This is a genomic window from Pannonibacter sp. I15F10I1, from assembly GCF_900185665.1.
GTDB lineage: Bacteria > Pseudomonadota > Alphaproteobacteria > Rhizobiales > Stappiaceae > Pannonibacter > Pannonibacter indicus.
Window position 1 is genome coordinate 34723 of sequence record NZ_FYAN01000011.1, and the last position, 22709, is coordinate 57431.

19 protein-coding genes are annotated in these 22709 nt (G+C 60.6%); 14 read left to right on the plus strand and 5 right to left on the minus strand.

Annotated features, from left to right (window positions below):
• The first annotated feature begins 75 nt into the window (after window positions 1-75).
• The 5 genes from IF10I1_RS08715 (at window position 76) to IF10I1_RS08735 (ending at window position 7282) form a co-directional block, all read left to right on the plus strand.
• Window positions 76-1017 carry a DMT family transporter gene (locus IF10I1_RS08715; protein ID WP_122519598.1) on the plus strand — a complete coding sequence of 314 codons (942 nt, stop codon included), beginning with the start codon at window positions 76-78 and terminating at the stop codon, window positions 1015-1017.
• Between the two features lie 81 nt (window positions 1018-1098).
• A complete protein-coding gene (locus tag IF10I1_RS08720) occupies window positions 1099-3609 on the plus strand; it encodes a cation:proton antiporter (protein ID WP_050471039.1) in 2511 nt (836 codons plus the stop codon).
• 129 nt (window positions 3610-3738) lie between these two features.
• Entirely contained in the window at window positions 3739-4497 is a 759-nt protein-coding gene (locus IF10I1_RS08725; RefSeq protein WP_186392493.1) for an SDR family oxidoreductase, read from the plus strand.
• A 922-nt stretch (window positions 4498-5419) separates the two neighbouring features.
• Window positions 5420-5656, plus strand: a complete 237-nt coding sequence (locus IF10I1_RS08730) for a hypothetical protein (protein ID WP_186392494.1) — start codon at window positions 5420-5422, stop codon at window positions 5654-5656.
• A 141-nt stretch (window positions 5657-5797) separates the two neighbouring features.
• Window positions 5798-7282 carry an autotransporter outer membrane beta-barrel domain-containing protein gene (locus IF10I1_RS08735; protein ID WP_186392495.1) on the plus strand — a complete coding sequence of 495 codons (1485 nt, stop codon included), beginning with the start codon at window positions 5798-5800 and terminating at the stop codon, window positions 7280-7282.
• A gap of 74 nt (window positions 7283-7356) precedes the next feature.
• Here the strand turns inward: IF10I1_RS08735 and mnmD are convergent, their stop codons facing one another.
• On the minus strand, window positions 7357-8115 hold the full coding sequence (mnmD, locus tag IF10I1_RS08740; protein WP_244284681.1) for a tRNA (5-methylaminomethyl-2-thiouridine)(34)-methyltransferase MnmD: 759 nt from the start codon (window positions 8113-8115) through the stop codon (window positions 7357-7359).
• Between the two features lie 137 nt (window positions 8116-8252).
• On the opposite strand from mnmD, the gene IF10I1_RS08745 reads away from it, so the two are divergent.
• The 3 genes from IF10I1_RS08745 (at window position 8253) to IF10I1_RS08755 (ending at window position 11370) form a co-directional block, all read left to right on the plus strand.
• On the plus strand, window positions 8253-9401 hold the full coding sequence (locus tag IF10I1_RS08745) for an FAD-binding oxidoreductase (protein WP_186392497.1): 1149 nt from the start codon (window positions 8253-8255) through the stop codon (window positions 9399-9401).
• Window positions 9402-9633: 232 nt separating this feature from the next.
• Window positions 9634-10119 (plus strand): YbaK/EbsC family protein, encoded by a 486-nt coding sequence (locus IF10I1_RS08750; RefSeq protein ID WP_050471034.1) that lies wholly within the window; start codon window positions 9634-9636, stop codon window positions 10117-10119.
• Between the two features lie 81 nt (window positions 10120-10200).
• The gene (locus IF10I1_RS08755; protein ID WP_186392498.1) at window positions 10201-11370 is read left to right on the plus strand and encodes an OmpA family protein; all 1170 of its coding nucleotides are present in this window, start codon (window positions 10201-10203) and stop codon (window positions 11368-11370) included.
• Window positions 11371-11548: 178 nt separating this feature from the next.
• Here the strand turns inward: IF10I1_RS08755 and IF10I1_RS08760 are convergent, their stop codons facing one another.
• The 3 genes from IF10I1_RS08760 to IF10I1_RS08770 all read right to left on the minus strand — a co-directional run bounded on the left by IF10I1_RS08760 (window position 11549) and on the right by IF10I1_RS08770 (window position 14138).
• Window positions 11549-12856, minus strand: coding sequence for a UDP-glucose/GDP-mannose dehydrogenase family protein (locus IF10I1_RS08760; protein WP_186392499.1), 1308 nt, complete (start codon window positions 12854-12856; stop codon window positions 11549-11551).
• 18 nt (window positions 12857-12874) lie between these two features.
• Entirely contained in the window at window positions 12875-13750 is an 876-nt protein-coding gene (gene cysQ / locus IF10I1_RS08765) for a 3'(2'),5'-bisphosphate nucleotidase CysQ (RefSeq protein ID WP_186392500.1), read from the minus strand.
• A 112-nt stretch (window positions 13751-13862) separates the two neighbouring features.
• A complete protein-coding gene (locus tag IF10I1_RS08770) occupies window positions 13863-14138 on the minus strand; it encodes a hypothetical protein (protein ID WP_186392501.1) in 276 nt (91 codons plus the stop codon).
• 320 nt (window positions 14139-14458) lie between these two features.
• Here IF10I1_RS08770 and IF10I1_RS08775 point away from each other — a divergent pair, with 320 nt between their 5' ends.
• Entirely contained in the window at window positions 14459-15040 is a 582-nt protein-coding gene (locus IF10I1_RS08775; protein WP_186392502.1) for a transglutaminase-like cysteine peptidase, read from the plus strand.
• A 288-nt stretch (window positions 15041-15328) separates the two neighbouring features.
• Here IF10I1_RS08775 and IF10I1_RS08780 read toward each other — a convergent pair whose 3' ends face one another.
• Complete coding sequence (locus IF10I1_RS08780) at window positions 15329-15757, minus strand: hypothetical protein (protein ID WP_186392503.1); 429 nt, start codon at window positions 15755-15757, stop codon at window positions 15329-15331.
• A 349-nt stretch (window positions 15758-16106) separates the two neighbouring features.
• Here IF10I1_RS08780 and IF10I1_RS08785 point away from each other — a divergent pair, with 349 nt between their 5' ends.
• The 5 genes from IF10I1_RS08785 (at window position 16107) to IF10I1_RS08805 (ending at window position 22638) form a co-directional block, all read left to right on the plus strand.
• On the plus strand, window positions 16107-16811 hold the full coding sequence (locus IF10I1_RS08785; RefSeq protein ID WP_186392504.1) for a hypothetical protein: 705 nt from the start codon (window positions 16107-16109) through the stop codon (window positions 16809-16811).
• Between the two features lie 295 nt (window positions 16812-17106).
• The gene (locus IF10I1_RS08790) at window positions 17107-18297 is read left to right on the plus strand and encodes an O-antigen ligase (RefSeq protein WP_186392505.1); all 1191 of its coding nucleotides are present in this window, start codon (window positions 17107-17109) and stop codon (window positions 18295-18297) included.
• The gene (locus IF10I1_RS08795) at window positions 18294-19118 is read left to right on the plus strand and encodes a metallophosphoesterase (protein ID WP_186392506.1); all 825 of its coding nucleotides are present in this window, start codon (window positions 18294-18296) and stop codon (window positions 19116-19118) included. Before IF10I1_RS08790 ends, IF10I1_RS08795 begins: the two co-directional genes overlap by 4 nt.
• A gap of 82 nt (window positions 19119-19200) precedes the next feature.
• Window positions 19201-21339, plus strand: coding sequence for a Wzz/FepE/Etk N-terminal domain-containing protein (locus tag IF10I1_RS08800; protein ID WP_186392507.1), 2139 nt, complete (start codon window positions 19201-19203; stop codon window positions 21337-21339).
• A 396-nt stretch (window positions 21340-21735) separates the two neighbouring features.
• Complete coding sequence (locus IF10I1_RS08805) at window positions 21736-22638, plus strand: sugar transferase (protein ID WP_186392508.1); 903 nt, start codon at window positions 21736-21738, stop codon at window positions 22636-22638.
• The last annotated feature ends 71 nt before the right edge of the window (window positions 22639-22709 follow it).

Sequence of the window (22709 nt, forward strand, 5' to 3'; positions counted from 1 at the left end):
AACGTCCGACCTTCCAGCCAGAAGCGCCTTCAGGCGCCGGAGCCTCCTTTCGGGGGCGTCCGTCATGGAGCCATCATGATCCAGCCGCTTTCACGCCTCCTGCGGAGCGCCTATGACCGTCCCGTTCTCATGCTGATGCTGGCGACACTGGCCTGGGGCGGCAATTCGGTGGCAGGCAAAATGGCGATTGGCGAAGTGTCACCGATGGTGATCGTGTTCCTGCGGTGGGCCATCGTCGGCAGCATTGTGCTTGTGACCATGCGCAAGGGCATCACCGCCCACTGGCCGCAGATGCGCCCCTATTTCCTGCATCTGACGCTGATGGCCCTCTTCGGCTTCGTGGGCTTCAACATGCTGTTCTACATTGCCGCCCATTCGACCTCAGCAGTCAATCTCGGCATCATCCAGGGCGCCATGCCCGCCCTTGTGCTCATCGGCGCAGTGATTGCCTTCGGCACGCGGGTGGTGGCGCTGCAGGTTGCCGGGATCTTTGTCACCATGACGGGCGTCGCTCTGGTGGCGGCCAAGGGGGATCTGAGCAATCTGGCGGCACTGGAGATCAACATGGGCGACGGCATCATGCTGATCGCCTGCGTCTTTTATGCAGGCTACACGCTCGCCCTGCGCAACCGTCCGCTCGTGCCGGGCGCCATCTTCTTCGGCGTCATGGCACTCATTTCCGCCGCCGCCTCCGTTCCGCCGGTGATCTATGAGGTGATGGCCGGAAATGCCCTGTGGCCGACGCCCAAGGGCTGGCTGATCGTGCTGTTCATCGCCATCTTTCCGTCCTTCCTGTCGCAGATCTTCTTCATGCGCGGCGTGGAACTGATCGGCCCGGCGCGGGCGGGCATCTTCATCAATCTGGTGCCCATCTTCGGCGCCATTCTGGCCGTGCTGATCCTGAGCGAGCCTTTCCACCTCTACCACGCCCTTGCGCTGGGTCTGGTGTTCACCGGCATCTGGCTGTCCGAGCGGCGGAAGGCACCGGAGGCCGCCTCTGCGTCAGGTGAGGGCTAAGCACATAAAAAAACTGCTTTCAAAGCAGCTTGGCAGAGAATTTTAACCACATTTTGCCACATCGCCCGCCAAGATAGGCACATGCACACTCCTGTCGTCATCGCGGCCTTCGCCAGCCTCCTTGTTGTCATTGCCCTGCTGCAGCCTCTGGCGCGGCGGCTTGACCTTGCGCCCAGCGTTCTCATTGCCGCGGTGGGCGCCATGATCGGCGTTCTCGCGGCCTATCTGCTCTATACGCCGCGGACCGACACCTTCAACGCGCTGGCCTATGTCTTCGTCGATCCGCCGATCGATTCCGAGACGGTGCTCTACATTTTCCTGCCGCTGCTGCTCTTCCAGACGACGCTGACGCTGGACGTGCGGCGGATCCTGGAAGACTGGGTTCCGATCCTGCTGCTGGCAGTCATCGCCGTGCTGGTGGCCACCGCGATCATCGGCTTTGCATTGTTCCCGCTGGCGGGCGTTTCCCTGGTGGCCTGCCTGCTGCTGGGTGCCATCGTCGCCACCACAGACCCCGTGGCCGTTGTCTCCATCTTCCGCGACATCGGCGCTCCGGGGCGCCTCGGACGCCTCGTTGAAGGCGAAAGCCTGCTGAATGACGCCGCCGCCATCGTGCTCTTCGTCATTCTGCTGGGCATGCTGACCGGTGCGCAGACCCCCGAGCCGATGGCAGCTGTCGTCACCTTCTTCCGCTCCTTCATCGGCGGCATCCTTCTGGGCCTCGTTGCGGGGCGCGGAGCGGTGGCCCTCCTGCCGATGATGCGGGAGAACAAGCTGGCGCAGGTCACCTTCTCCGTCGCCCTGCCCTATCTCGTCTACGTGGTCAGCGAGCAGCTGGCGGATGTTTCGGCCGTAGTCGCCGTGGTCGCCAGCGGCATCGTCTTCAATCTCTACGGCCCGGCCCGCATCACCCCGGATGCCTGGTCCTATCTGCATGATGTGTGGGAGCAGATCGCCTTCTGGGCCAGTTCCCTCATCTTCGTGCTTGCCTCGATCCTGATCCCCGAGCTGCTGACAGGCTTCCGCATGCTGGACGCCCTGCTGCTGGTCGTCCTCATCGTTGCCGCCCTTGCCGCACGCGCCGTGGTCATATTCGGGATCATGCCACTGCTTGAGGTGATGAAACTCAGCGAACCGGTCAATACACGCTACAAGACCGTCATTCTCTGGGGCGGCATGCGCGGTGCGGTGACGCTGATCCTTGCCCTGTCCATCACCGAGCACCGGACCCTGCCGGATGATGTGCAGCGCTTCGTGGCCGTTCTGGCCACCAGCTTCGTGCTCTTCACCCTGCTGATCTACGGCACCACGCTGAAGCCGCTGATCAAGATCCTGAAGCTCAACACCCTGTCGCCGCTGGATCAGGCGCTGCGGCACCAGTTCCAGGCGCTTGCCCTTTCGGACGTGCGGGACGAGGTGGACGAGGCCGCGCACGCCTATTCCATTTCGGATGCCATCGCCCGCAAGGTCAGCGACGACTATGCGGCGCGCTCGGCGGAAGCGGCGGAAATCAATGCCTTTGCCGAAGACATCATGGACCGTGAACGCGTGCTGCTGGGCCTCATCGCCCTTGCCGACCGCGAGCGTGTTCTGGTGCTGCGCCATTTCCGCGAAGGCACGGTTTCCAACCGTACCATCACCAGCCATCTGGCTCTTGTCGGCCGGATCGCCGATCAGGCGCGCACCAAAGGCCGGACCGGCTACAACCGCTCGGCCCGGCGGATCGTCTCTTTCGGCAAGCTGTTCCGCCTCGCCCAGTGGACCCAGCGCTGGCTGAAGATCGACCTGCCGCTGCGCATCGTCGTGGCTGACCGTTTCGAGCGGCTGCTGCTGACCCGCATCGTCCTGAACGAGCTGATCGAGTTCAACAGCAACCGCATCAAGCCGCTCCTAGGCGACCGCGTGGCGTCGATCCTGCACGAAACCCTCGACATCCGCCGCGAGGATATCGTCCAGGGGCTGGATGCCATGCGCCTGCAATATCCCGATTATGCCGATGCGCTGGAGCTGGACTTCCTGCGCCGCACCGGCCAGCGTTTTGAGGAGGCGGCCTATTCCGACGCCTATACCCAGACGCTGATCGGCACCGAGCTTTACAACGACCTCAAGCACGAGTTGGCCCAGCGCCGCACCACGGGCGGCGGCCGCCCGCGTCTGGACCTTGGCCTGAAGACGCGCGATCTCGTTGCCCAGAACCCGTTCTTCTCCGGGCTGAAGGATGCCGAGCGTGAGGAAATCGTCCGGCTGATGCGCCCGCGCTTTGCAACGCCCGGCGAATACATCATCCGCAAGGGCGAGAAAGGTGACGCAGCCTATTTCATCTCGTCGGGAGCGGCAGAGGTGCGGACCGCCTTCGGCACCCATGCTGTCGGACGTGGTGACGTGGTGGGCGAAATCGCCCTTCTGACCGGCCAGCCGCGCAGTGCCGATGTGGTCGCCCTTGGCTATTGCAATCTGCTGGTGCTCTCGGCCACCGATTTCCGTGCATTGATGAAGCGTTCGGCGGATCTGCGCGCCCACGTGGAGCATCTGGCCCAGGTCCGCCTCGGCATGAACCAGGCAGATGCGGCAGCGCTTGCGACGCCAGAATAGCTTTCCCTTGTTGCAGAACACTTTTGCCGCCTTCCGGTCTTGCCGGAGGGCGGACCTGCGGGCTAGCTTGCAGCCGGAGTTGTCAGACAACATGGCCGCACAGGCTTGTGGCCGTATGGGAGATGTTTCATGGATTTCACCGGCAAGACCGTTCTCGTCACCGGCGCAAGCTCCGGCATTGGCCGCGCCACCGCCATTGCCTTCCTGAAGACCGGCGCGAATGTGGTTCTCACCGGCCGCCGGGAGGATGCGCTGGCGGATACACTCGCCCGCTCGGGTGCTACCGCTGACAAGGCGCTGATCCTGGCCGGAGATGTGAGCACCGAAAGCTTCACCGATGGTCTCTTTGCCCGTCTGGGCGAGCGGTTCGGCCGTCTGGATGTGGTGTTCAACAACGCCGGCATCAGCCTGCCCTCGACGCTGATCGACGACATGAAGCCGGAGGACTTCCGCAAGGTGCTGGACGTGAACGTCTACGGCGCTTTCCTCATCGCCCGTGGCGCCTTCGGCATGATGCGCCGCCAGTCGCCGCAGGGCGGGCGCATCATCAACAACGGCTCCATCTCCGCCGCCGTGCCGCGTCCGGGTTCTGTTGCCTACACCGCGTCCAAGCATGCCATCACCGGCCTCACCCGCACCCTTTCGCTCGACGGGCGGCCCTTCTCCATCGCCTGCGGCCAGATCGACATCGGCAACGCCGCTTCGGACATGACGGAAGTGATGCAGAAAGGCGTGCCGCAGGCCAACGGCACCATCGCCCCGGAACCGGTGATGGACGTCGCCCACGTCGCCAACTCGGTGCTGCATATGGCCAGCCTGCCGCTGGAGGCCAATGTCCAGTTCATGACCGTGATGGCCACAAATATGCCCTTCATCGGCCGCGGCTGATTTTCTTCCAACATCTGACGCAGATGCCGCCGGACCTTCCGGCGGCATTTTTATTTTGCAGTCTTGTGCAGATCACTTCTCACAGAGAGCTGAAATTACTTATTCCGTTCGCACAGGTGGTATCCACACCTAGCCTTCGTGCGAGACTTTCTTAAACCTCTTGCCCCTATCGCGGCGCCCATGATCGCCCTGTTTCCAACGCGTTGGCGGAATGACAAGCCACCATGGCCTGCAGCCGGAGTAGCAGAGACGGATCACGCGGAGATTCAAACATCACTGAAGCCATGGTGGGCGGAGCAGCAGATAGCGGGTTCTTAGAAAAAATTAAAATGGGACCTTTCCGAGAACTCCAGGGACTAACTGCGGACAAATCTAGCAGCCGGTCTTCCTTCTGTTTCGGTGATTTTTGTGAAAATCTCGGAAGCGGCGACTTCCGGAGAGATGGTGTTTTGAACCATGCATCCAAGGGATCTGAGATTACGTTCGAAGGCACGGTAAGTCTGAATCGTAAGGTCTCCCAATGGTTCTCGACCTTCGCGCGTGGCTTCTCTTTCGATCACGGCTTCAATAGGTGCCCAGATCGTAAAGAGGTAAACCGGAGTGTCCGGAGGAAGCCATCGGCAAAATCTCGAGATTTTTTCCGCAGCATCAAAGACGTACTCGAAAATTATTCGCGGTGCTCCCATTCCTAAGTATGCCGACGTCAAAGATGCCCCGGCGCGGTAGGTCGAGCCAGGGCCTAGGTATTGTCCAGCATCAGGTGGCGCAAACCATCGAATGGCATCGCCCGAAATATTTATCGTCCCTGGGAGCATTCCTGCCAGCTTCAAGGAAACAGAGGTTTTCCCCACCCCGGCTGGACCATTGATGATTACGACATGTGTCAATTCGAACTTCCGTTCAACGCGCGGCTGTTTGCATCATGCTGATGGAACTTCGCCGCCGCGACAAGATGGTGAACAAGATCAACAATGGGACTGTCTCGTTTGATGGGACGGCGCAACGGCGATCTGTCAGATCAGGAAAGAATCTGTTCCCCCTGCAATTGGCATCGGAGATGCTAAGGCAATGCGCCGCCGCAATATCTGGCGTTTCCCTGAGCGAACAGGACAAGCAATATCCTAAAAACGCCCCATCTAATAAACTTCTATTTATTTGAAAATTACTTGCAAAATTTTTTCTGCAAAATCGCCACATAAACACCAAACAGACAGTCCATCTTTTCAGGTAACGCAGCTTTGCCAGTTTTCGCCAAGGCGAAGACCTTGTTTTTGATTTAGGAATTCACGGAGCCAGCCCCGTGCCTCACCCGCTCTACAGCTACCGGCGCCTGCGGTACGGTCTGCTTCCGGCCGTGCTGCTGCTGCTGGCAGGAGAGGCACCGGCCAATGCACAGGCAGTCTCGCAAGGCTGCCTTGAGATCAACGCCGGGCATTTCAACGCCATGTCCGGCAATCTCAATCAGATTGAGCGAACGGCAACCGGCTTCGGCAGTGGGGACACGGTGACCATCACCTTCACACCGAACAGCGGCACGCCCTATCGCTACACCCTGTCCGAAACCGGCGAAGCGCCCAGATCCGCCGCTCCCTCCGGTGCGATGACGATCACCCGCACCATTGAGCGGGCAAACAGTGCATTGACGCTGCAGTTCCGGACTGAGGGGCTTTATTTCGACACGGTCACGGTTACCGCCGCCTGCGTGCCATCGCGAGAGACAGGCCCCTTGAGCCCGGAAGCTGCCAGCATCCGGAGTTTCCGGGAGGCACAGGGGCGGGCCTCTCTCTCCGCTCTCGCTGCCTCGGCCAGCACCATGAGCGATGTGGTGAGCGGAAGCATCGGCGCCGGCTTCGGCGGGGGAAAGTTCTTCGCGGCAGCCCCCGGCTATATCACCCTCAACCTTGGCGAAGGCATCGCCGCCAAGGAGAATGCGGCGCGCAACCGGGAGCTCTTCCGCAAGCTGCGGATGGATGAAAAGCTGGCACTTGCCGCCACCCGCCAGCCCGTGCCGGTGCAGCGCCCGTGGACCGCCTGGGCCACCGTACGCGGCAGCTGGCTGAGCGGCGGCCCGGAAAGCACCGGCAGCCAGATCAATGCCCTGTCAGGCGTCGGATACCGGGTGGCACCGGATACAATTCTTGGGGTAATGGCCGGTTCGGAGCGCTTCGATTACGGTTACAGCTCCGCAAAATCCGGCCTCATCGGCGAAGGCACCACCCTTGGCAGCTATTCCGGCTGGCGCCTGACCCCGGCGCTGACGCTCACCACCATGGCCGCATGGTCGGGTCTCACCTACAAGGGCCGCTCCGATGACATTGGCGGCAATTTCTCCGGCTCACGCTATCTCGTGGGCGCCGGCCTGACAGGCCGTCAGACATTTGGGCCCGTTACCCTTTCTCCGGAAGCGCGCTTCTACGGCGCCTATGAGCGGCACGGCAGCTTCACGGCCAGCAACGGCACCTCAATGGAGGCGATGGATGTGTTTCTGGGGCGCACGACCCTCGGCGCGCGGGCCAGCATCACCCAGACACTCACCCCCTATATCAAGACCTCTCCCTATGCGGGCGTCTATGCCAACCTGCGTTACTCGCAGGCCCTCGACCTGAGCCAGCCGAACACCGAGCCAATGGTGGCCGGAGCCTGGTCTGCCCTCACCAGCGCCAGCCTCGGCGTCAACTTTACAGGCCGCCGGGGAGCCAGCCTCAATCTGGGCGGCCAGGTGTCCGACATCGGCGCCAGCAGCCAGAGCTGGAGCGCCACGGGGCGCCTTTCCATCGGCTTCTGATATCAACTCCCCTGCCGCACTTGAGCCGTTTCAAGGCGTGATACGTCAGCATCGAAAGCCTTGGCAGGAAGCGCTCAGCGCCGCATGCCACGCATCATCTGCCGCTTGCCCGCAAAGCCCTTGATGCGCTCCACCTCGAAGCCCGCCGCCTCAAGGTTTCGCCGCACCCATCCAGCGGCGCTATAGGTGGCAAAGGTGCCGTCCGGTGCCGTCAGGCCATGCACAGCCGCCATCAGCTCCGGGCTCCAGAGCTCCGGATTCTTCGCCGGGGAGAAGCCATCGAGGAACCACGCCTCGACCGGCAGCACGGACAAAAGCCCCTCAGGCCCCTGTCCCGATGTCAGCTCGGGCAGCAAGCTGCGCGCGTCACCAATGCCAAGCCACAGGCGCGCCCCGTCCACCCCCGCCAGGTGCCAGCCCGGCGTCAGGGTGCCGTCATCTGAAGCCATGCCGGCAAGTGCCGACCGCAGTTCAGCTGCTTCCCCGGCCACATCGGGAAAGGCCGCATGCGCCCGCTCCAGCTGCGCCAGCGTCAGGGGATAAGCCTCGAAGGACAGAAAGGTCAGCTGCGGCGGCGCCTCCAGTGTCCGGATCAGCTTCAGCGTTGCCAGAAGGTTCAGCCCGGTGCCGAAGCCAAGCTCGCCGATGGTGAAGCCTTGACGCCCCGCCATGCGCTGCGGCAGGCCGTTTCCGGCGTGGAACACGTGCCCCGTCTCGGCCAGACCGCCCGCACGGGAGAAATAGGTGTCGCCGAAGCGCCCGGCGCGGGGCACCCCGTCTTCCAGCCATTCCAGCTCCGGCGCTGTGCCTGCCTGCGGCAATACAGCACTCAAATCCTCTTGCCCTGCCTGTGTCATGCGCTACTGATCGGATCGTGACAGTTGCCTTAAGTTGCATCACTTCCGGACGATATGTCAAAGCCAATCCATCCTTCTGCCCGCGCCATCAGCCCAAGCCAAGGACGCCCCGCATGACCCAGCAGCCCAGCCCCGCCATCCTTCAGGGGGCACCGGATGTTCTGGTCATCGGTGCGGGCGTCTTCGGCCTCTCCACCGCACGGGCTGCGGCAGAGGCCGGTCTGTCGGTCACGCTGGTGGAAGCAGCTCAGGTGGGGTCAGGCGCCAGTGGGGGCGTTCTCGGCGCGCTGATGCCGCATATGCCCGCCCGCTGGAATGCCAAGAAGGCCTTTCAGTTTGAGGCCCTTGCCGGTCTTGAGGGGCACATTGCCCAACTTGAGGCCGAGACGGGCCTTGAGACCGGCTACCGCCGCTGCGGCCGGGTTCTTCCCATCACCACGGCGGATCTTCTCGCGCACCACCATGCCCGGGCGGCTGAGGCGCGGACGCACTGGAACACGCCTGTTACCGGCTTTGCCTACGAGATCGAAGAGGCGGGGGACCACGCTGCCTGGCTTGCCCCCGAGGCCGCGCCCTTTGGCGTTGTGCGTGAGACGCTGGCCGCGCGCATCAGCCCCCGCCGCTATCTTCAGGCGCTGGCGCAGGCCTTTTCCGCGCGCGGGCACCTCCTCACCGGTGCGCCCGTTGCCAGCGTCAGCGGCAGCGCCCCTTCCGTCACCCTCGCGGATGGCCAGGTGCTGAGCGCCGGTGCCATCGTTCTTGCGCAGGGCTTTTCCAGCTTTGCCATGCTGGAGGCGCTGACCGGCAAGCCGCTTGGCGAGGGCGAGAAGGGACAGGCCCTGCGCGTTGCCGCCCCGGAGCTTTCCGCCATGCCCGCCGTCTACTGCGACGGCCTCTACGTTGTCCCCCACGGGGACGGCACCGTCGCCATCGGCAGCACCGCGATTGCCCGCCGTACGGACACCGAAGCGGAGGCGGGCCCCGCCGCGGCCCTGCTCGCCCGTGCCATCCGTTTCTGCCCCGCTCTTGCGGGCCGTGAGCTTGTGGAGACCTGGGCCGGGGTGCGGCCAAAGCCGTTTGGCCGTGATCCGCTGGTTGGCCGCATCCCCGGCTTTGACGGCATCTTTGCCGCCACCGGCGGCTTCAAGATCAGCTTTGGCATCGCCCACCTTGTTGGCGCCGCCCTTGCCGCCGAGCTTTGCGGCAAGGAACCTGAGCACCCCCTGCCCCCGACCTTCCGCGCCAGCGCCCACTTTGCCTGACCCCGCGGTTTGACCATCTGACATTCCGGCCTCCCTATGCCCATCCGGCAAAGCCCCGGGAGGGCGCTGACCTTCTCCACCCACTCAGGAGAGGCTTCCATTCCCAGGGACGCAGGGACGCTGCACATGTGAGATGAGGGGCTGGACAGTCCGCCAACCGGTCATTACTCTCCCAAAAAACGAACCGAACGGTTCGGTACGCAGATCATCACCAGAGTTGCAGGGGAAGACTATGAGCCTTGAAAGCGTGCGCGCCTTCTTTGCCAGCAAGGCACCGGATATCGAGGTGATGGTGAAGGACGCCAGCACCGCCACCGTTGTGGAAGCAGCAGCTGCCCTTGGCGTTGAACCCGCGCAGATTGCCAAGACGCTCTCCATCGCTGCCGGCGATGAGACGATCCTTCTGGTCACACGCGGCGATGCCCGCCTCGACAACAAGAAGGCCAAGGCCGCTTTTGGCAGCAAGGTGAAGATGCTGGGGCTGGATGTGGTGGAAGAGATCACCGGCCACCCGGTCGGCGGTGTCTGCCCCTTCGGCCTCGTCCAGCCGCTGAAGGTCCACTGCGACATTTCGCTGAAGGCCTTTGATGTGGTCTATCCGGCGGCCGGTGCCGTCAATGCTGCCGTCTGCATCACCCCGGAGCGCATGGCCGAACTGACGGATGCCATCTGGGTGGATGTCTGCCGCGAGCCGGAAGCCGCCACGCAGGACGCCTGAACGCCGTCCTGCGGCTTCATCTTGCCGCCGCATTCTCTGGCCTTAATGCCGCTCCAGATTTCTATTCGCGGAGCGGACCAGATGATTTCAACCCGTTATTCTCTTGCCCGGCTCGCCGCCATCTCACTTGCCGGCGTTTCCCTGTTCGTTTTCCCGGCAAATGCCGGGAGCATCAACGTTACATTCACTCTGGCTGGCGAGGCATTCGACGGCCCGCCCGCCTACGAAATCCGATATGGTGATCAGGAAATAGCCAAGGGCACTGTTGAAAACGCAATCGATACATCCACAGACGGACCGCTCTCAAAGCTGACGGACTGGCAGGATCATCAGAAGGCAGTCACTTTCACCGTCGATTCTGCCGATCTTGAAAAGAACCAGCCCTTCTCCGTCCACTTCACCAATGACAAATGGGGCGGCGCAGGCACGGCGATGGACCGGAACCTCTACGTGCTGTCGGCGGAAATCGGCAGCGTGAAGGTTCCAGCGCAAGACATCAAGGTGCTCGACAAGGCTCAGCCCAAGGACAACGCCACCGGACCGCGCGGCGCCCGGCTTAGCAACAATTCCAGCATTGCCGTGATCGAGCCGCCGGCAACCGGCTGGCTGCCGGCCTCTGCACAGGCCGGGGAAAACACGCCTTCCGAAGGTGCGGAGCCTCCGGTTGCGGACGCGCAAACACCGGAGGCGCAAATACAGGGGACCCAGCCTCCGGCCGAGCCTGCTCCCGCGGACAAGGCTCCGGAAGCACAGGCTGACGCCACTGCCGCGCCGTCCACGTCCCCGGCCGTTCCTGACGCCCCGGCCGCTCCTCAGGCCTCTGCGCCGGAGGCTGCCGTGCCTGCCGCTGGTGAAAAGGTGCCGAATGCGCCGAAGTCCAAGGCATCGACCAACACGGCAACGCCGAGCCCGAAAGCCAAATGCGCGCCCAAGCGCGTTGATGTGACCGGCTTCCCGCTCAACCGCTCGGACCTGCCCGGCGAAGCGCATCTGCCGCTGAAGACGGTGGCGGAGCTGAGTGCAAAAGAGGGCTGCAAGCTGGAGGTGACCGGCTTCAGCAGTGTGGCCGGGCCGCGCAAGATGAACGAGGCCCTGGCCCATGTGCGTGCGCAGGCCGTGGCAGATTTCCTGACGGAACAGGGCGCCAGCGCGGACCGCATCACCATTGTCACCGGCGGCGAAACCCGCCGCTTCGGCCGCACCGGCGCGCTCAACCGTCGCGTCACCGTAGAGGTCATGGACGGAAACTGATACCAAGGCTTTCGATGCTGACGCATCACACCTTGAAGATGCTCAAGCGCCGCACGGGCTTAACCAATTCTCGATGAGTCAAGCTCATCGAGAATTGGTATGAGTCCAATCCCCCGCGAAACGGAAAATGCCCCGGCTCATCGCCGGGGCATTGCTGTTTCATGGGACCTGACAGATATCAGTAGCTGCGGCCCACGCTGACGTAGTTGAAGCCGCGCTGGGTCATGTCTTCCATACGGTAGATGTTGCGCAGGTCGATGACGTTCGGCGTGCGCATGATCGACTTCAGCCGGTTGAGATCCAGCGCACGGAACTGGTCCCATTCCGTGATGATCACCACCGCATCGGCATTCTCGACCGCATGATACGGGCCGTCGCAGAACATCACGTCCGTCATGGACTTGGACGCCTCGTGCATGCTCACCGGGTCGAAGGCGCGGATCGTGGCGCCGGCTTCCTGCAGGCGCTTGATGATCGGAATGGACGGCGCCTCGCGCATGTCGTCGGTGTTCGGCTTGAAGGCAAGGCCAAGCACGGCCACCGTCTTGCCGGCGATGTCACCGCCCAGATGACGGATCACCTTGTCGGCCATGGCCAGCTTGCGGTCATCATTGACCTTGATCACCGTATCGACGATCTGCACCGGAGACCCGGCCTCGTGGCCGATCTTGGACAGGGCCAGCGTGTCCTTCGGGAAGCAGGAGCCGCCATAGCCGGGACCTGCATGCAGGAACTTGGAGCCGATGCGGTTGTCGAGGCCGATGCCGCGCGACACTTCCTGAACGTTGGCCCCCACCTTCTCGCAAAGATCGGCCATCTCGTTGATGAAGGTGATCTTCACGGCGAGGAAGGCGTTGGCAGCATATTTGATCAGTTCGGACGTGCGGCGGCGCGTCACCAGGATCGGCGTTTCGTTGAGATAAAGCGGGCGGTACAGTTCGCGCATCACCTCAACGGCACGCGGATCATCCGTGCCGACGACAATACGGTCCGGACGCTTGAAGTCCTCGATGGCCGCGCCTTCCCGCAGGAACTCCGGGTTGGACACAACCGCAAAATCAGCAGCCGGATTGACGCGGCGGATGATGTCTTCCACTTCGTCACCGGTGCCGACCGGAACGGTGGACTTGGTCACAACCACGGTGAAGTTCTTGATGGATGCAGCGATTTCTTCTGCTGCACCATAGACATAGCTCAGGTCCGCATGGCCATCGCCACGGCGCGACGGCGTGCCCACGGCGATGAACACCGCATCGGCACCGGCAATGGCGTCTGCCGCGTCGGTGGTGAAGGACAGGCGCTCTTCGCGCACGTTCTTGGCCACCAGTTCAGCCAGGCCCGGCTCATAGATCGGGATCAGGCCCTTGTTCAGGGCGTCAATCTTGCTGGCGTCCTTGTCGACGCAGATGACCGTATGACCAAAATCCGCAAAGCAGGTACCGGAAACAAGCCCGACATACCCAGTCCCAATCATTGTCACGCGCATGGCGGTAACCTCATTTAATCAAATATGACTTGCTTTCAGAACCAGCGGAGCAAGCTCCGGATCGCCGATTGCGATGAAAGCGGAATTCTCGAGCCCGCTGCCATCCCGGGAGGCGGGAGCGTGGTACGCGAGTTCCGTGGCCTCTGCCCCGCCCGGGGTCAGAGACAAAACCCTTCCACCGGCTGCACGCAGAACCGCGTGACCGGCAGCAATATCCCATTGCATGGTCGGCGACAGGCGCGGATAGACATCCGCGCGTCCTGCCGCCACCAGGCACAATTTCAATGAAGATCCCGCGGACGTGACATCCGAAACGGGTAGTTGCTCAATCAGCTGCTTGGTGCGCGCGCAGGCATGGGAACGGCTGGCCAGCACCGTCAAGCCCCCCTCCGGCGCGGGGCGAACATGGACCGGCACACCGTCCCCCGCCTCCAGCGCGTCAGGGCTGACCCTGGCCATGCGGGCATCCGCACCGCCGGTCCAGTAGATTTCGCCTGAGGCCGGAGCATAGACGACGCCAGCCACCGGAACACCCCGGTCGATCAGCGCAATATTGACCGTGAATTCGCCGTTGCGGCTGATGAACTCGCGGGTTCCGTCAAGCGGGTCGACGAGAAAATAACGGCTTGCAGCAGCCGGCACATGCCCGGCCGAAACCGCCTCCTCCGCAATAACCGGAATGTCCGGGCAGGCATCCGCAAGGCCCTTCAGGATGACCGCTTCAGCCGCCTGGTCAGCCAGGGTCACGGGCGATCCGTCCTTTTTTTCGGCCGCGTCATGATCACCGGTATAAATAGCGAGGATAGCCCGCCCCGCCTCCAGCGCCATGCTGATCAGAGGTTTGCAGTCGATGGCAGCTTCACTCGCCGCAGCCATATGGCCAAGCTCTGTCACACCAGATCCCCACGCTTTACACTGCTCTTCTCATACAGAGGAAAGCTGTGCAGCGCGAGCGGAAATTGGCAGCAGAAGTTGCGAATGAAATCAGCGGCTTCGCTGAAAGCTCTCAGACCGCGAGACGTTCTGCGGGCTGGGTTGCAGCCCTTGCACGCGCCTGCTGGCCAAGGACGGGGCCAGCCTTCGGCCGCATCATCAGCGCTGCCAGCGTCGCCACCACAAGCGCAACAGGCCAGAACAGCGCGGAAACCACGGCAAGTGCGGCGGAGAAGCGGGAGGAGTTACGGGTTTCAACCAGCTCGGCAAAGGAGAATGTCAGGAAAAATCCGGCAACAATGCAATAGATCCCGCCACCGAGAAGGCTCAGAACAAGGGTTCCAGTCATCGCAAACTCCACGCCGGTCGACTGCCGATGCCAGTCTCCGCGGGCACTGCCGCCCGGTGGAGATCCTCGGCATTTGAGCAATTCGATTCATAGACTGGAAATCATTAACAAGGCTTGAACTTCCGTAGCGGCTCCACGGCCCCGCCACACTTCTCTTCAAGCGCCAGAAAAAGAGCACTTCGATAAAATTGTCCCGATCCATTTAAAATGGTTTCAGGAGGAGGCGCTGTATCAACGGAACAGGATCAAGGGAAAGTCATGCGCCGTAAGGTCTCAAGCCGATGGCTGCTGCTTCCACCATTCGAAGATGGGAAAAGGTCATGTTCAAGAAAGTACTTGCAGCGGCGGCCGCGGCGCTTTTTCTCAGCGCAACCGCATATCAACCGGCCCAAGCCAGCTGGTTTGGTGGTGCCCGCACGCTCGGAGACCCGGAAATCTCGCGCATCGAGCCTAAAGGAACGACATACGCCCCTCTTGGCTACCAGATCTTCTGCCTGCAGAACAGCAAGGAGTGCCGCAAGGCCAAGGGCCCCAAGTCGGTTACCTACTCTGCAGCGCTCGCATCCAAGATCGAACGGGTGAACCTTTCGGTCAACCGCTCCATGAAATGGCGGCAGGATAAGGGTGATGTTTGGAAGATCGGCGGCGCGGCCGGGGATTGCGAGGATTTTGCCCTGACCAAGCGCAGCCGCCTGATCCGCATGGGCATACCCGCTGGCGCCCTGCGCATGGCTGTCGTCAAGACCCGTCAGGGCGAATCCCATGCAGTGCTGGTGGTTCGCACGAACAAAGGCGATCTGGTACTCGACAATCTTACGGATCAGGTCGTCCCCCGGGAGCAGAGCAGCTACCGCTGGATTGCAATTGCCTCGACCGATCCGATTATTTGGGACCTTCTCTGATCCCTTGCGCCAAGACGCTGACAAGCTGATCAACGCGCCTTGAAAAGGCACAAGTTCTGCACAAGCTTAACCAGATCCCGATGTGTCACCCTCATCGGGATCTGGCCTTATACCAATGCTCGAAGAGTCAAGCTCATCGAGCGTCTGTACAAGCAATCTACCCAGCCGCAGAACGAAGCTACAGCGGGGTAGACCAACTTTTGTTTGCCTAGACTCTTAAAAACAAGCGCGCCGCCCGTCAAAAAATGAGCCAACACATCCAGGCCGCATGAACGCGATGACGCGACATCAGTTCTGACTTGAGCTTTCACGATCTGCGTTTCCAGCAGGTGCGTTTCCAGTTGGAGAACCAGATGCAGTCTGCGTTTGATCAAGAAATCCAGGAGTAGTCACCGTCGCTGTAGTCGTGCTCGGATCATAAGTTGCTGCAGCAGTGACAGCCAAACTAATTCTGCTGGCAAGCGCTTGATTGCCAGCAGCAGTTGCCGCGTTACGGGCAGCCTCGAGCTGTCTTCCCAACTGCGACTTTACAGTATCAAGCTGCGCCGCAGGCACATTCGCGAGAAAAGCTTTAACAAGCTCATCGCAGTCACCAGTTTCACACGCGGCCACAACATCTTCAACCGTCTGGGGAGACTCCTGAGCAAAAGCAGGAGCAGAAACACCAGCAAGCATCAGAGTTGCAGCGGCAACCCGAAACATCTTCAAAAGAGCCATTTTATGCCTCCAAAACGATAAATTAAATCACCCAACCGCGCACATGCCGTAAAGTCCGGCAATTTCGATCTCTTGTATGCCATACGTTCCGATATTTGTCATCAGCTTTTAAAGATTGTGTTAACCGGTTTCCTACTCATGGTTACCGCCGCTTTCGGGCAGCGCAAGCCACATGCTTGGCATTTTTAGGGAGGAGCCCGCCTTCCGCCCTCCAGCCTCTATTTAGGAATTGAGTATAAAACACATGAAAGTGATGCAGGTGACAGACTTGGATACGTTTTGGTGCTTCAAACAATCTGCATTCCACATTACGCGATAATCCTGACGGCAAGCTGGAGCAGCTTCAATTTTGACGCTATCTAAAGACACTTCCTCAACCCGCCGCGCTTCCAAAGGCCTCGCAGTCGCCGGCTGTATCGCCGGTCTCGGCCTCGCCCTTGCCGGGCTGGATGCGGTCATAGGCGAAAGCAGCGCTTTCTTCACCCGCTCGGGCAGTCAGTCCGAGCGTCTGCAGCCGATCTATGATGGCACTGCGAGAATCAGCCTTTCAACATATTCGAACATGCTGTTAATGCGGGACTGTGATGACGCGATGGTTTCCCCATACGCCCAATTGCTTCCTCAAGAGCAACGGCATGCCGGTGCACGCCATTGCCTGGGCTATGCCCGGGAGGTGATTGCCAGTTCGCCCGCCAGCGGCGTGGCATGGATTATTCAGGCGAAGGCGCATGACCTGCTTGGCGACACAGCCTCCGCCCTTGCCGCCGTCAAACGCTCCCAGGAGGCTTCGGCAGGCGAAGGATGGCTGGCCATTTCCCGCCTGCGCTTCCTTTTACCAAGAACCCCGGTCATGGGCGAAGCAGGCGAAGCGGTGATTATACAGGATGTCACCCTGATGGCGATGTCACAGAATGGCGCCGCTCCGCTTGCGGAACTTTACAAGCAGCAAGGCGCAAATGGACAGGTTCTGATCGGTATTATCGACAGGTTGCCCAATGAACCCAAATCGCGATTCTTACGGCATCTGCGCGCCCTCTCAAGTCAGGGTTCCTGACGTTTCCAGATGCCAACGGCATAGCCTTTTTCCGAGAGCCAACATGTTCAGCAGCAGGACCACAGTATCCCGGGACAGGGTTCCATCAAGCAACAGCGGCACCACCCGGCTCAACGATACGGCTGGACGCGCGCTCATTGCAGTAATGTGCGCTGCACCGGTGCCGTTTGGCAGCAACAGGCCGGTTTTCTGGGCGCTCTGGGCTCTCGTGCTCGGGCTTGTTCTTGCCTGGTACTGCTTTCAGCTTGGCAGGTCTCGCACCACACTGCGGCTGCCCCTTTCTGCTGCCTGGCCCGTGGCCCTTCCGTTTTTCGCCGTTGCTGCCTTCATGCTGGCCCAGATCCTGCCGCTCGGCAGTTTCACCTTCACCGGGCAGACCGGTGCCGTTTTCGAAAGCCGCAGCATCAGCCTTGTGCCGGGCGACACATTTCTCGCCCTGTTGCGCTGGCTGTCCTATGGCGTGCTTTTCTTCCTCGCAGTACAGGCAGGCGTGCGCAAGAACCGCGCAAGGCGAATTACGCTGTTTCTGACAGGCATCGTCACGGCGCAGGCGCTCTATGCCATCATCGCCCTGCTTTACCTGGGTGATGGCGTGCTGTTCATCGAAAAGTCGCAGTATATGGGCGATGCCACAGGCACATTCATCAACCGGAACTCCTTTGCGACTTTCATGGGGTTCGGCGCCATTCTGGCTGCTCTGCTTGTCCTGCCACCGGCTGAGAACGAGCCTGGCTCGCCCCCGCCGCAGTTGCGCGGCGTCGGTGAGCGCAGCGGCCTGCCCAAGCGGGGGTTCAGGATCTCGTCCTCGCAAGTCCTTGCAGCATCCGCATTTCTGATCATTGCGGCTGCGCTCGCAGCCTCCAACTCGCGCATGGGCCTCTTCGCCAGCGGCTGCGGGGTCGCAACCGCCGTGCTTCTCCGCCTGTCCTCGCTGCGCAGCCGTCTCATTGCCTTCAGCCTGCTGATAGCGGGCGGACTGGCGATCGTTGCCGTTTATGGCCAGGGCACGCTGGAACGCAGCCTGACCGTTGAACGGGATGCCGACGTCCGCTGGGCAGTCTACGAAAACACCTTCAGAATGATCGGCGACCGCCCCCTTCTCGGTTTCGGTGCAAGCACGTTCGAAGCCGCCTATCCGCTTTACAATGTCATGCCCCGGTCCACCTCCGTCGTCTTTGACAAGGCGCATTCCACGTACCTGGCACACTGGAGCGAGATGGGCCTCCTGTTCGGCAGCCTGCCGATCGTCATCGTCCTTGTCGTTGCCGCCTCGGTTCTGCCGGCGGCTCTGTTTCGCGGCAACCGGCAGATCGAAATCTGCGCGGCATCAGGAGCGATCGTCCTGGGCGCCGTTCACTCGCTTGTCGACTTCAGTCTTGAGATCGAAGCCGTCACCTTCCTCTTTGTCATCATGCTGGGCCTTGGCTATGCCGCAGCGCGTGAACGCGCTGCGCGCGCCGCGGGAGATGCAGGAGGCAGCGCATGAGGCGCCTGCTGACTGCATTTGGCGGCCTGTTTTCGGGCAGAGCGCGGGAAACCGGAGGCGTCAATCCGCGCGTTATCCTGCGCGAAGACCGGCCACAGGTGCTCTATGCCGTAGGCGACATCCACGGATGCCTTGATCTCTATGAAGAGCTCGAGGCCATGATCCTGGAGGACGCGGCCCAGTTCTCCGGCCCTGCAGACCTCATTCTGCTCGGCGACCTCGTCGACCGCGGCCCTTCGACCGCGCAGATGCTCGATCGCATGCTGGCCCCGCCTCGCGGCGGCATGAGGCGCACCATTCTTGCGGGCAATCATGAAATGATGATGCTCGGCTTCCTGGAGGATCCGAAAGCGAACACGGCCTGGCTGGCCCACGGCGGCAAGGAGGCGCTGTTTTCCTACGGCATGAGCGCGGAGGAAATTGACAACCTCCGGCGCAATCCCAGAACGGCTGCAATGCTATTGCGCAGCTACATCCCGGAAGAGCATGTGCAGCTGCTGGACAGCCTGCCGACGGCATACGCGATGCCCGGCATCATATTCGCTCACGCGGGCATCCGCCCGAATGTGCCGCTTGCGCTGCAGGACGATCTGGATCTGGCCTGGATAAGACAGGATTTTCTGTCCAGCACCGCCGACCATGGTGCCATCGTGGTGCATGGGCATACGGTCGTTCAGGCGCCCGAGGTCCATAGCAACCGCATCGCCATCGATACCGGCGCATATGCAACCGGAATACTGACGGCTCTGCGCGTGACCTACGACGGGCATATTTCATTCCTGCAGGCAAGCGCTGGACGCAAAGGCGCTGCTCAAGTATGACTTTGCGCGATAATGTTTTGTCTCCAATCATTGACCCAAGATCTGAGCCCTCCCCTCAGTCTGACAGGAAAGATGTCTTTTCATGGATGACGCAGAGATTGATTTCCGCCGCCTTTTTGGCATAGTTCGCCGCCAGATCAAGTTAATCATTGCGACAATTGCAATCATCCTCGCCATTGCGAGCATCGCACTTTTCTCGATTACACCGCTCTACACCGGAACCGCCCTGGTTCTTGTCGATCCCAGCCGCAAAAACCTTCTGGATCCCAGCAATTCCATGGGATCTTCGGCAGCTGACAGCGCGCGCGTGGAAAGTGAAGTGCAAATAGTCGATTCCGACGCTGTTCTTCTTTCCGTCATTGCTGAAAAAGGTCTTGTGACCGATCCCGAGTTCGGTGTGAAGATTGGCCTTCGGGACAAGCTGCTCGCATTCCTACGTATCAGAGACATAACGATTCCGACGGGCGAAAAGGCACTTGGCTCGGTTCTGGCGAAGCTCAAGAACAATGTATCCGTGTCCCGCCGCGGTCTCACCTATCTGATTGCAGTCAGTGTGCGGTCAGAGAACCCAGCACGTGCTGCCGAGCTCGCTAACACAATCACCACGACCTACATCCGGCTGCAGATCGAGTCCAAGACATCGAATACAAGAGAGGCGCGCGATAAAGTGCAACGCCAGGTGGCCGATGCTGAAAATGCTGTCATCGCCGCCGAGAGGGCCTACGACGACTTCATTCTCTCCAATGTCAATGCAATTGCCGAACAAACAGGGCGCACTGATCTGAGCAGCATGCGCGAGCGGATAGATCAGCTGATCGCGAGCCGGTCCTCGGCAGAAAGCCAAGCCATGGCATTGCGCCAAAGCGTGGCTCGAAGCGACTGGCAAAGCGTTGCTGACAATCTCCAGACGGCTGCTGTAGCCGAACTGAACCGCCAGCGCATGGAACTGGAGCGCAGCCTGGCGCAGGTAGAAGGCGGCTCCGCACGGGCCATCAATCTGCGCGAGGAGCTAGACAAGATCAACGCCAACCTGCAGCAGGAGACGGACTCAGCGCTGCAACAGCTCCAGAACTCTGCATCTCAGTATGATCAGGAAGCTGCAACGCTGCGGCGGGATCTCAGCAGCGCCATCCTCAACAGCAATCTACCTGCTGACCTGCTGGCGCAGATCTACCGGCTCCAGCAGATCTCACGTAATGCGACTTCGCAATACCAGATGCTTCTTGCCCGCTCGCAGACACTGGAGACGGAAACCGCCCTGCAGATAGCCGACAGCCGCGTCGTCTCTCCGGCTTATCCGCCAAACGGACCCAGTTCGCCAAAAGTCCCCTTGATTCTTGGTGTGGCTGTTCTCTTTGCCATTGGTGCCGGCCTTGCTTTGGCTTTCATCTTCGAGAATTTCGTTGGCGGTTTTACGGACGAGGAGCAGGTTCAGGCCGTGACACGCCTGCCACTTGCAACCGTCGTTCCCCGGCACAACAGCAATGTGGCCGACATGCACTCCATTTCAGATGCGCTTGTCGACAGTCCTTTGTCCATGTATGCGGAATCCATCCGCAGGCTCCGGGCGACACTCGACAATGCGCTTCAAAGCTCCTGGGCACAGCAGCCAGAAGACGCCCGAAAGTCTGGCCGTGTGATCATGCTGTCTTCAGCCATGCCCGGAGAAGGCAAGTCGACTCTCGCCCTGTCACTGGCACGCACGCTCGCTCTTTCGGGCGCCAGCACACTGATCATCGACTGCGACTTCCGCAAGCCGAGTATCCAGCGCCATCTGAACATCGAGCCCTCCAATGGGCTGGTGGACTTCCTGATTGGTGACCTCGACTCGGATGAGCTGCTGCAGAATATCGTAAGGTCTGATCCCAAAACGTCGCTCACGGCCGTGGTCGGCGCCCGCCGGGCAGACGTGCCGACGGATCAGCTGCTGACCCGGGAGAAGTTCTCACGCCTCATTGAGACCGCACGCCCCCGCTTTGACTATATCGTGCTGGACTCCCCACCGATCGAGCCGGTAGTCGATGGTCTTTATCTCGCAAAATATGCAGATGTGATCACCTTCGTGATCCATTGGGCCCGCACTCCACAGCGCATGTGCGTCAACGCTATCGAGCGCCTCAACCAGACAAAGAATGAATACTGCCGTGTTATGACCGTACTCAACCAACAGGAAGGCAAACATTCATTTTATAAGACTTACTCTGATTATTACAGCGAGTGATAAAGAGGCTAGCATGCAGGCAAACGCCCTCAGACTCGCAGGGATCCTTCAATGGGAGTTGAAAAACCGACTCCATGCCTGGCCGATTTCAAGTTTTTTGCCCGATAAATGCCGTTAACCGGCAACCTTACCATGCATTTTTATTGACTCTGCTTCATATTGATAGAAAACACGCGCATACGAGTGGCTGAAACTTGGGCTACCGCCGCGAAAAAATGCTTAAAAGTGCCGCAGCGCACCAATTGCGCAACAGTGCCGGATATGTTACTAAAAGATTAAAAGAAAACTGAAAATTACTCGGATTGATAGACACCGCGCCTTTTTTGAAGCGGACTTTAATTAAAGTTGCCCCTAAGGGTCGTAACATATTGATTTTACATCTGTTTGGAGATTGCGATGGTGCACGAGTTTACGGACGGTGAAGCACGTAAGCGTTCAACTCCGGTGAAGGCAGCAAGACGCCTTCCTTTCTTCTCCAGAGCCCTTTCCGAACGCAATCTAGCTCCCGGACGCCACGTCGGGCCTCTGGCAGCTAGCTGGCAGCGTGGCGTTGCTTTGCCGACTGAACTTGGTACACCGTTAGTTGCTCAAACCGGAACCAGCCAAATACGTCACCCTTCCATTCCGGCACCTGAAGAGGCGCTTCAGGATGCTCTAGCCGCTGCGAGCGGTATTCAAAGCGGCCTTCGCAGCCGTATCCGTCCTTTCCTGAAGCGCAGCATCGACATTGCCGGCAGCGCTGCAGGCCTCATCCTGCTGAGCCCCCTGCTCGCCGGTCTTGCCATTGGCGTGAAGCTGTCAAGCCCAGGCCCGGTAATCTTCCGTCAGGCACGCTATGGACGGAACAACGAACTGTTCATGGCGCTCAAGTTCCGCTCCATGTATGTGGCCAAGCAGGATGCCACCGGCGTTGTCCAGACCCGGAAGAACGATCCGCGTATCACGCCGATCGGGCGTTTCCTGCGCAAGTCGAACTTCGACGAACTGCCGCAACTCTGGAACGTGCTGAAGGGTGAGATGTCTCTCGTCGGCCCGCGCCCGCATGTTCCGGGTATGCTCGCCGCCGGCAAGCTTTATGAAGAGTTCGACACCCGCTATCTGTCCCGTCATCAGGTACGCCCCGGCATCACCGGCCTTGCACAGGTCAACGGCTTCCGCGGCGAGACGACCGACCCTTACCATGCGTCCATGCGTCTCGAATATGATCTCGAATATCTGAAGTCCCAGAGCACGCGCGGCGATCTGAAGATCATCGTCATGACCGTGGTCAACGAATTCACACGCGGCTCGGGCTACTGAGCCCAAGCCTTTGCACCGCACCATCAAAAAGGGCACAGCCTTAGCTGCGCCCTTTTTGTTATGCAGACAGC

Coding starts and splice junctions, on each gene's coding strand:
- IF10I1_RS08760 (WP_186392499.1), bottom strand. CDS start 12,856: ATGCGCGTGACAATGATTGGGACTGGGTATGTCGGGCTTGTTTCCGGT.
- IF10I1_RS08775 (WP_186392502.1), top strand. CDS start 14,459: ATGTTCAAGAAAGTACTTGCAGCGGCGGCCGCGGCGCTTTTTCTCAGC.
- IF10I1_RS08805 (WP_186392508.1), top strand. CDS start 21,736: ATGGTGCACGAGTTTACGGACGGTGAAGCACGTAAGCGTTCAACTCCG.
- IF10I1_RS08730 (WP_186392494.1), top strand. CDS start 5,420: ATGCTGATGGAACTTCGCCGCCGCGACAAGATGGTGAACAAGATCAAC.
- IF10I1_RS08715 (WP_122519598.1), top strand. CDS start 76: ATGATCCAGCCGCTTTCACGCCTCCTGCGGAGCGCCTATGACCGTCCC.
- IF10I1_RS08770 (WP_186392501.1), bottom strand. CDS start 14,138: ATGACTGGAACCCTTGTTCTGAGCCTTCTCGGTGGCGGGATCTATTGC.
- IF10I1_RS08720 (WP_050471039.1), top strand. CDS start 1,099: ATGCACACTCCTGTCGTCATCGCGGCCTTCGCCAGCCTCCTTGTTGTC.
- IF10I1_RS08755 (WP_186392498.1), top strand. CDS start 10,201: ATGATTTCAACCCGTTATTCTCTTGCCCGGCTCGCCGCCATCTCACTT.
- IF10I1_RS08795 (WP_186392506.1), top strand. CDS start 18,294: ATGAGGCGCCTGCTGACTGCATTTGGCGGCCTGTTTTCGGGCAGAGCG.
- IF10I1_RS08800 (WP_186392507.1), top strand. CDS start 19,201: ATGGATGACGCAGAGATTGATTTCCGCCGCCTTTTTGGCATAGTTCGC.
- IF10I1_RS08745 (WP_186392497.1), top strand. CDS start 8,253: ATGACCCAGCAGCCCAGCCCCGCCATCCTTCAGGGGGCACCGGATGTT.
- IF10I1_RS08750 (WP_050471034.1), top strand. CDS start 9,634: ATGAGCCTTGAAAGCGTGCGCGCCTTCTTTGCCAGCAAGGCACCGGAT.
- IF10I1_RS08780 (WP_186392503.1), bottom strand. CDS start 15,757: ATGGCTCTTTTGAAGATGTTTCGGGTTGCCGCTGCAACTCTGATGCTT.
- IF10I1_RS08725 (WP_186392493.1), top strand. CDS start 3,739: ATGGATTTCACCGGCAAGACCGTTCTCGTCACCGGCGCAAGCTCCGGC.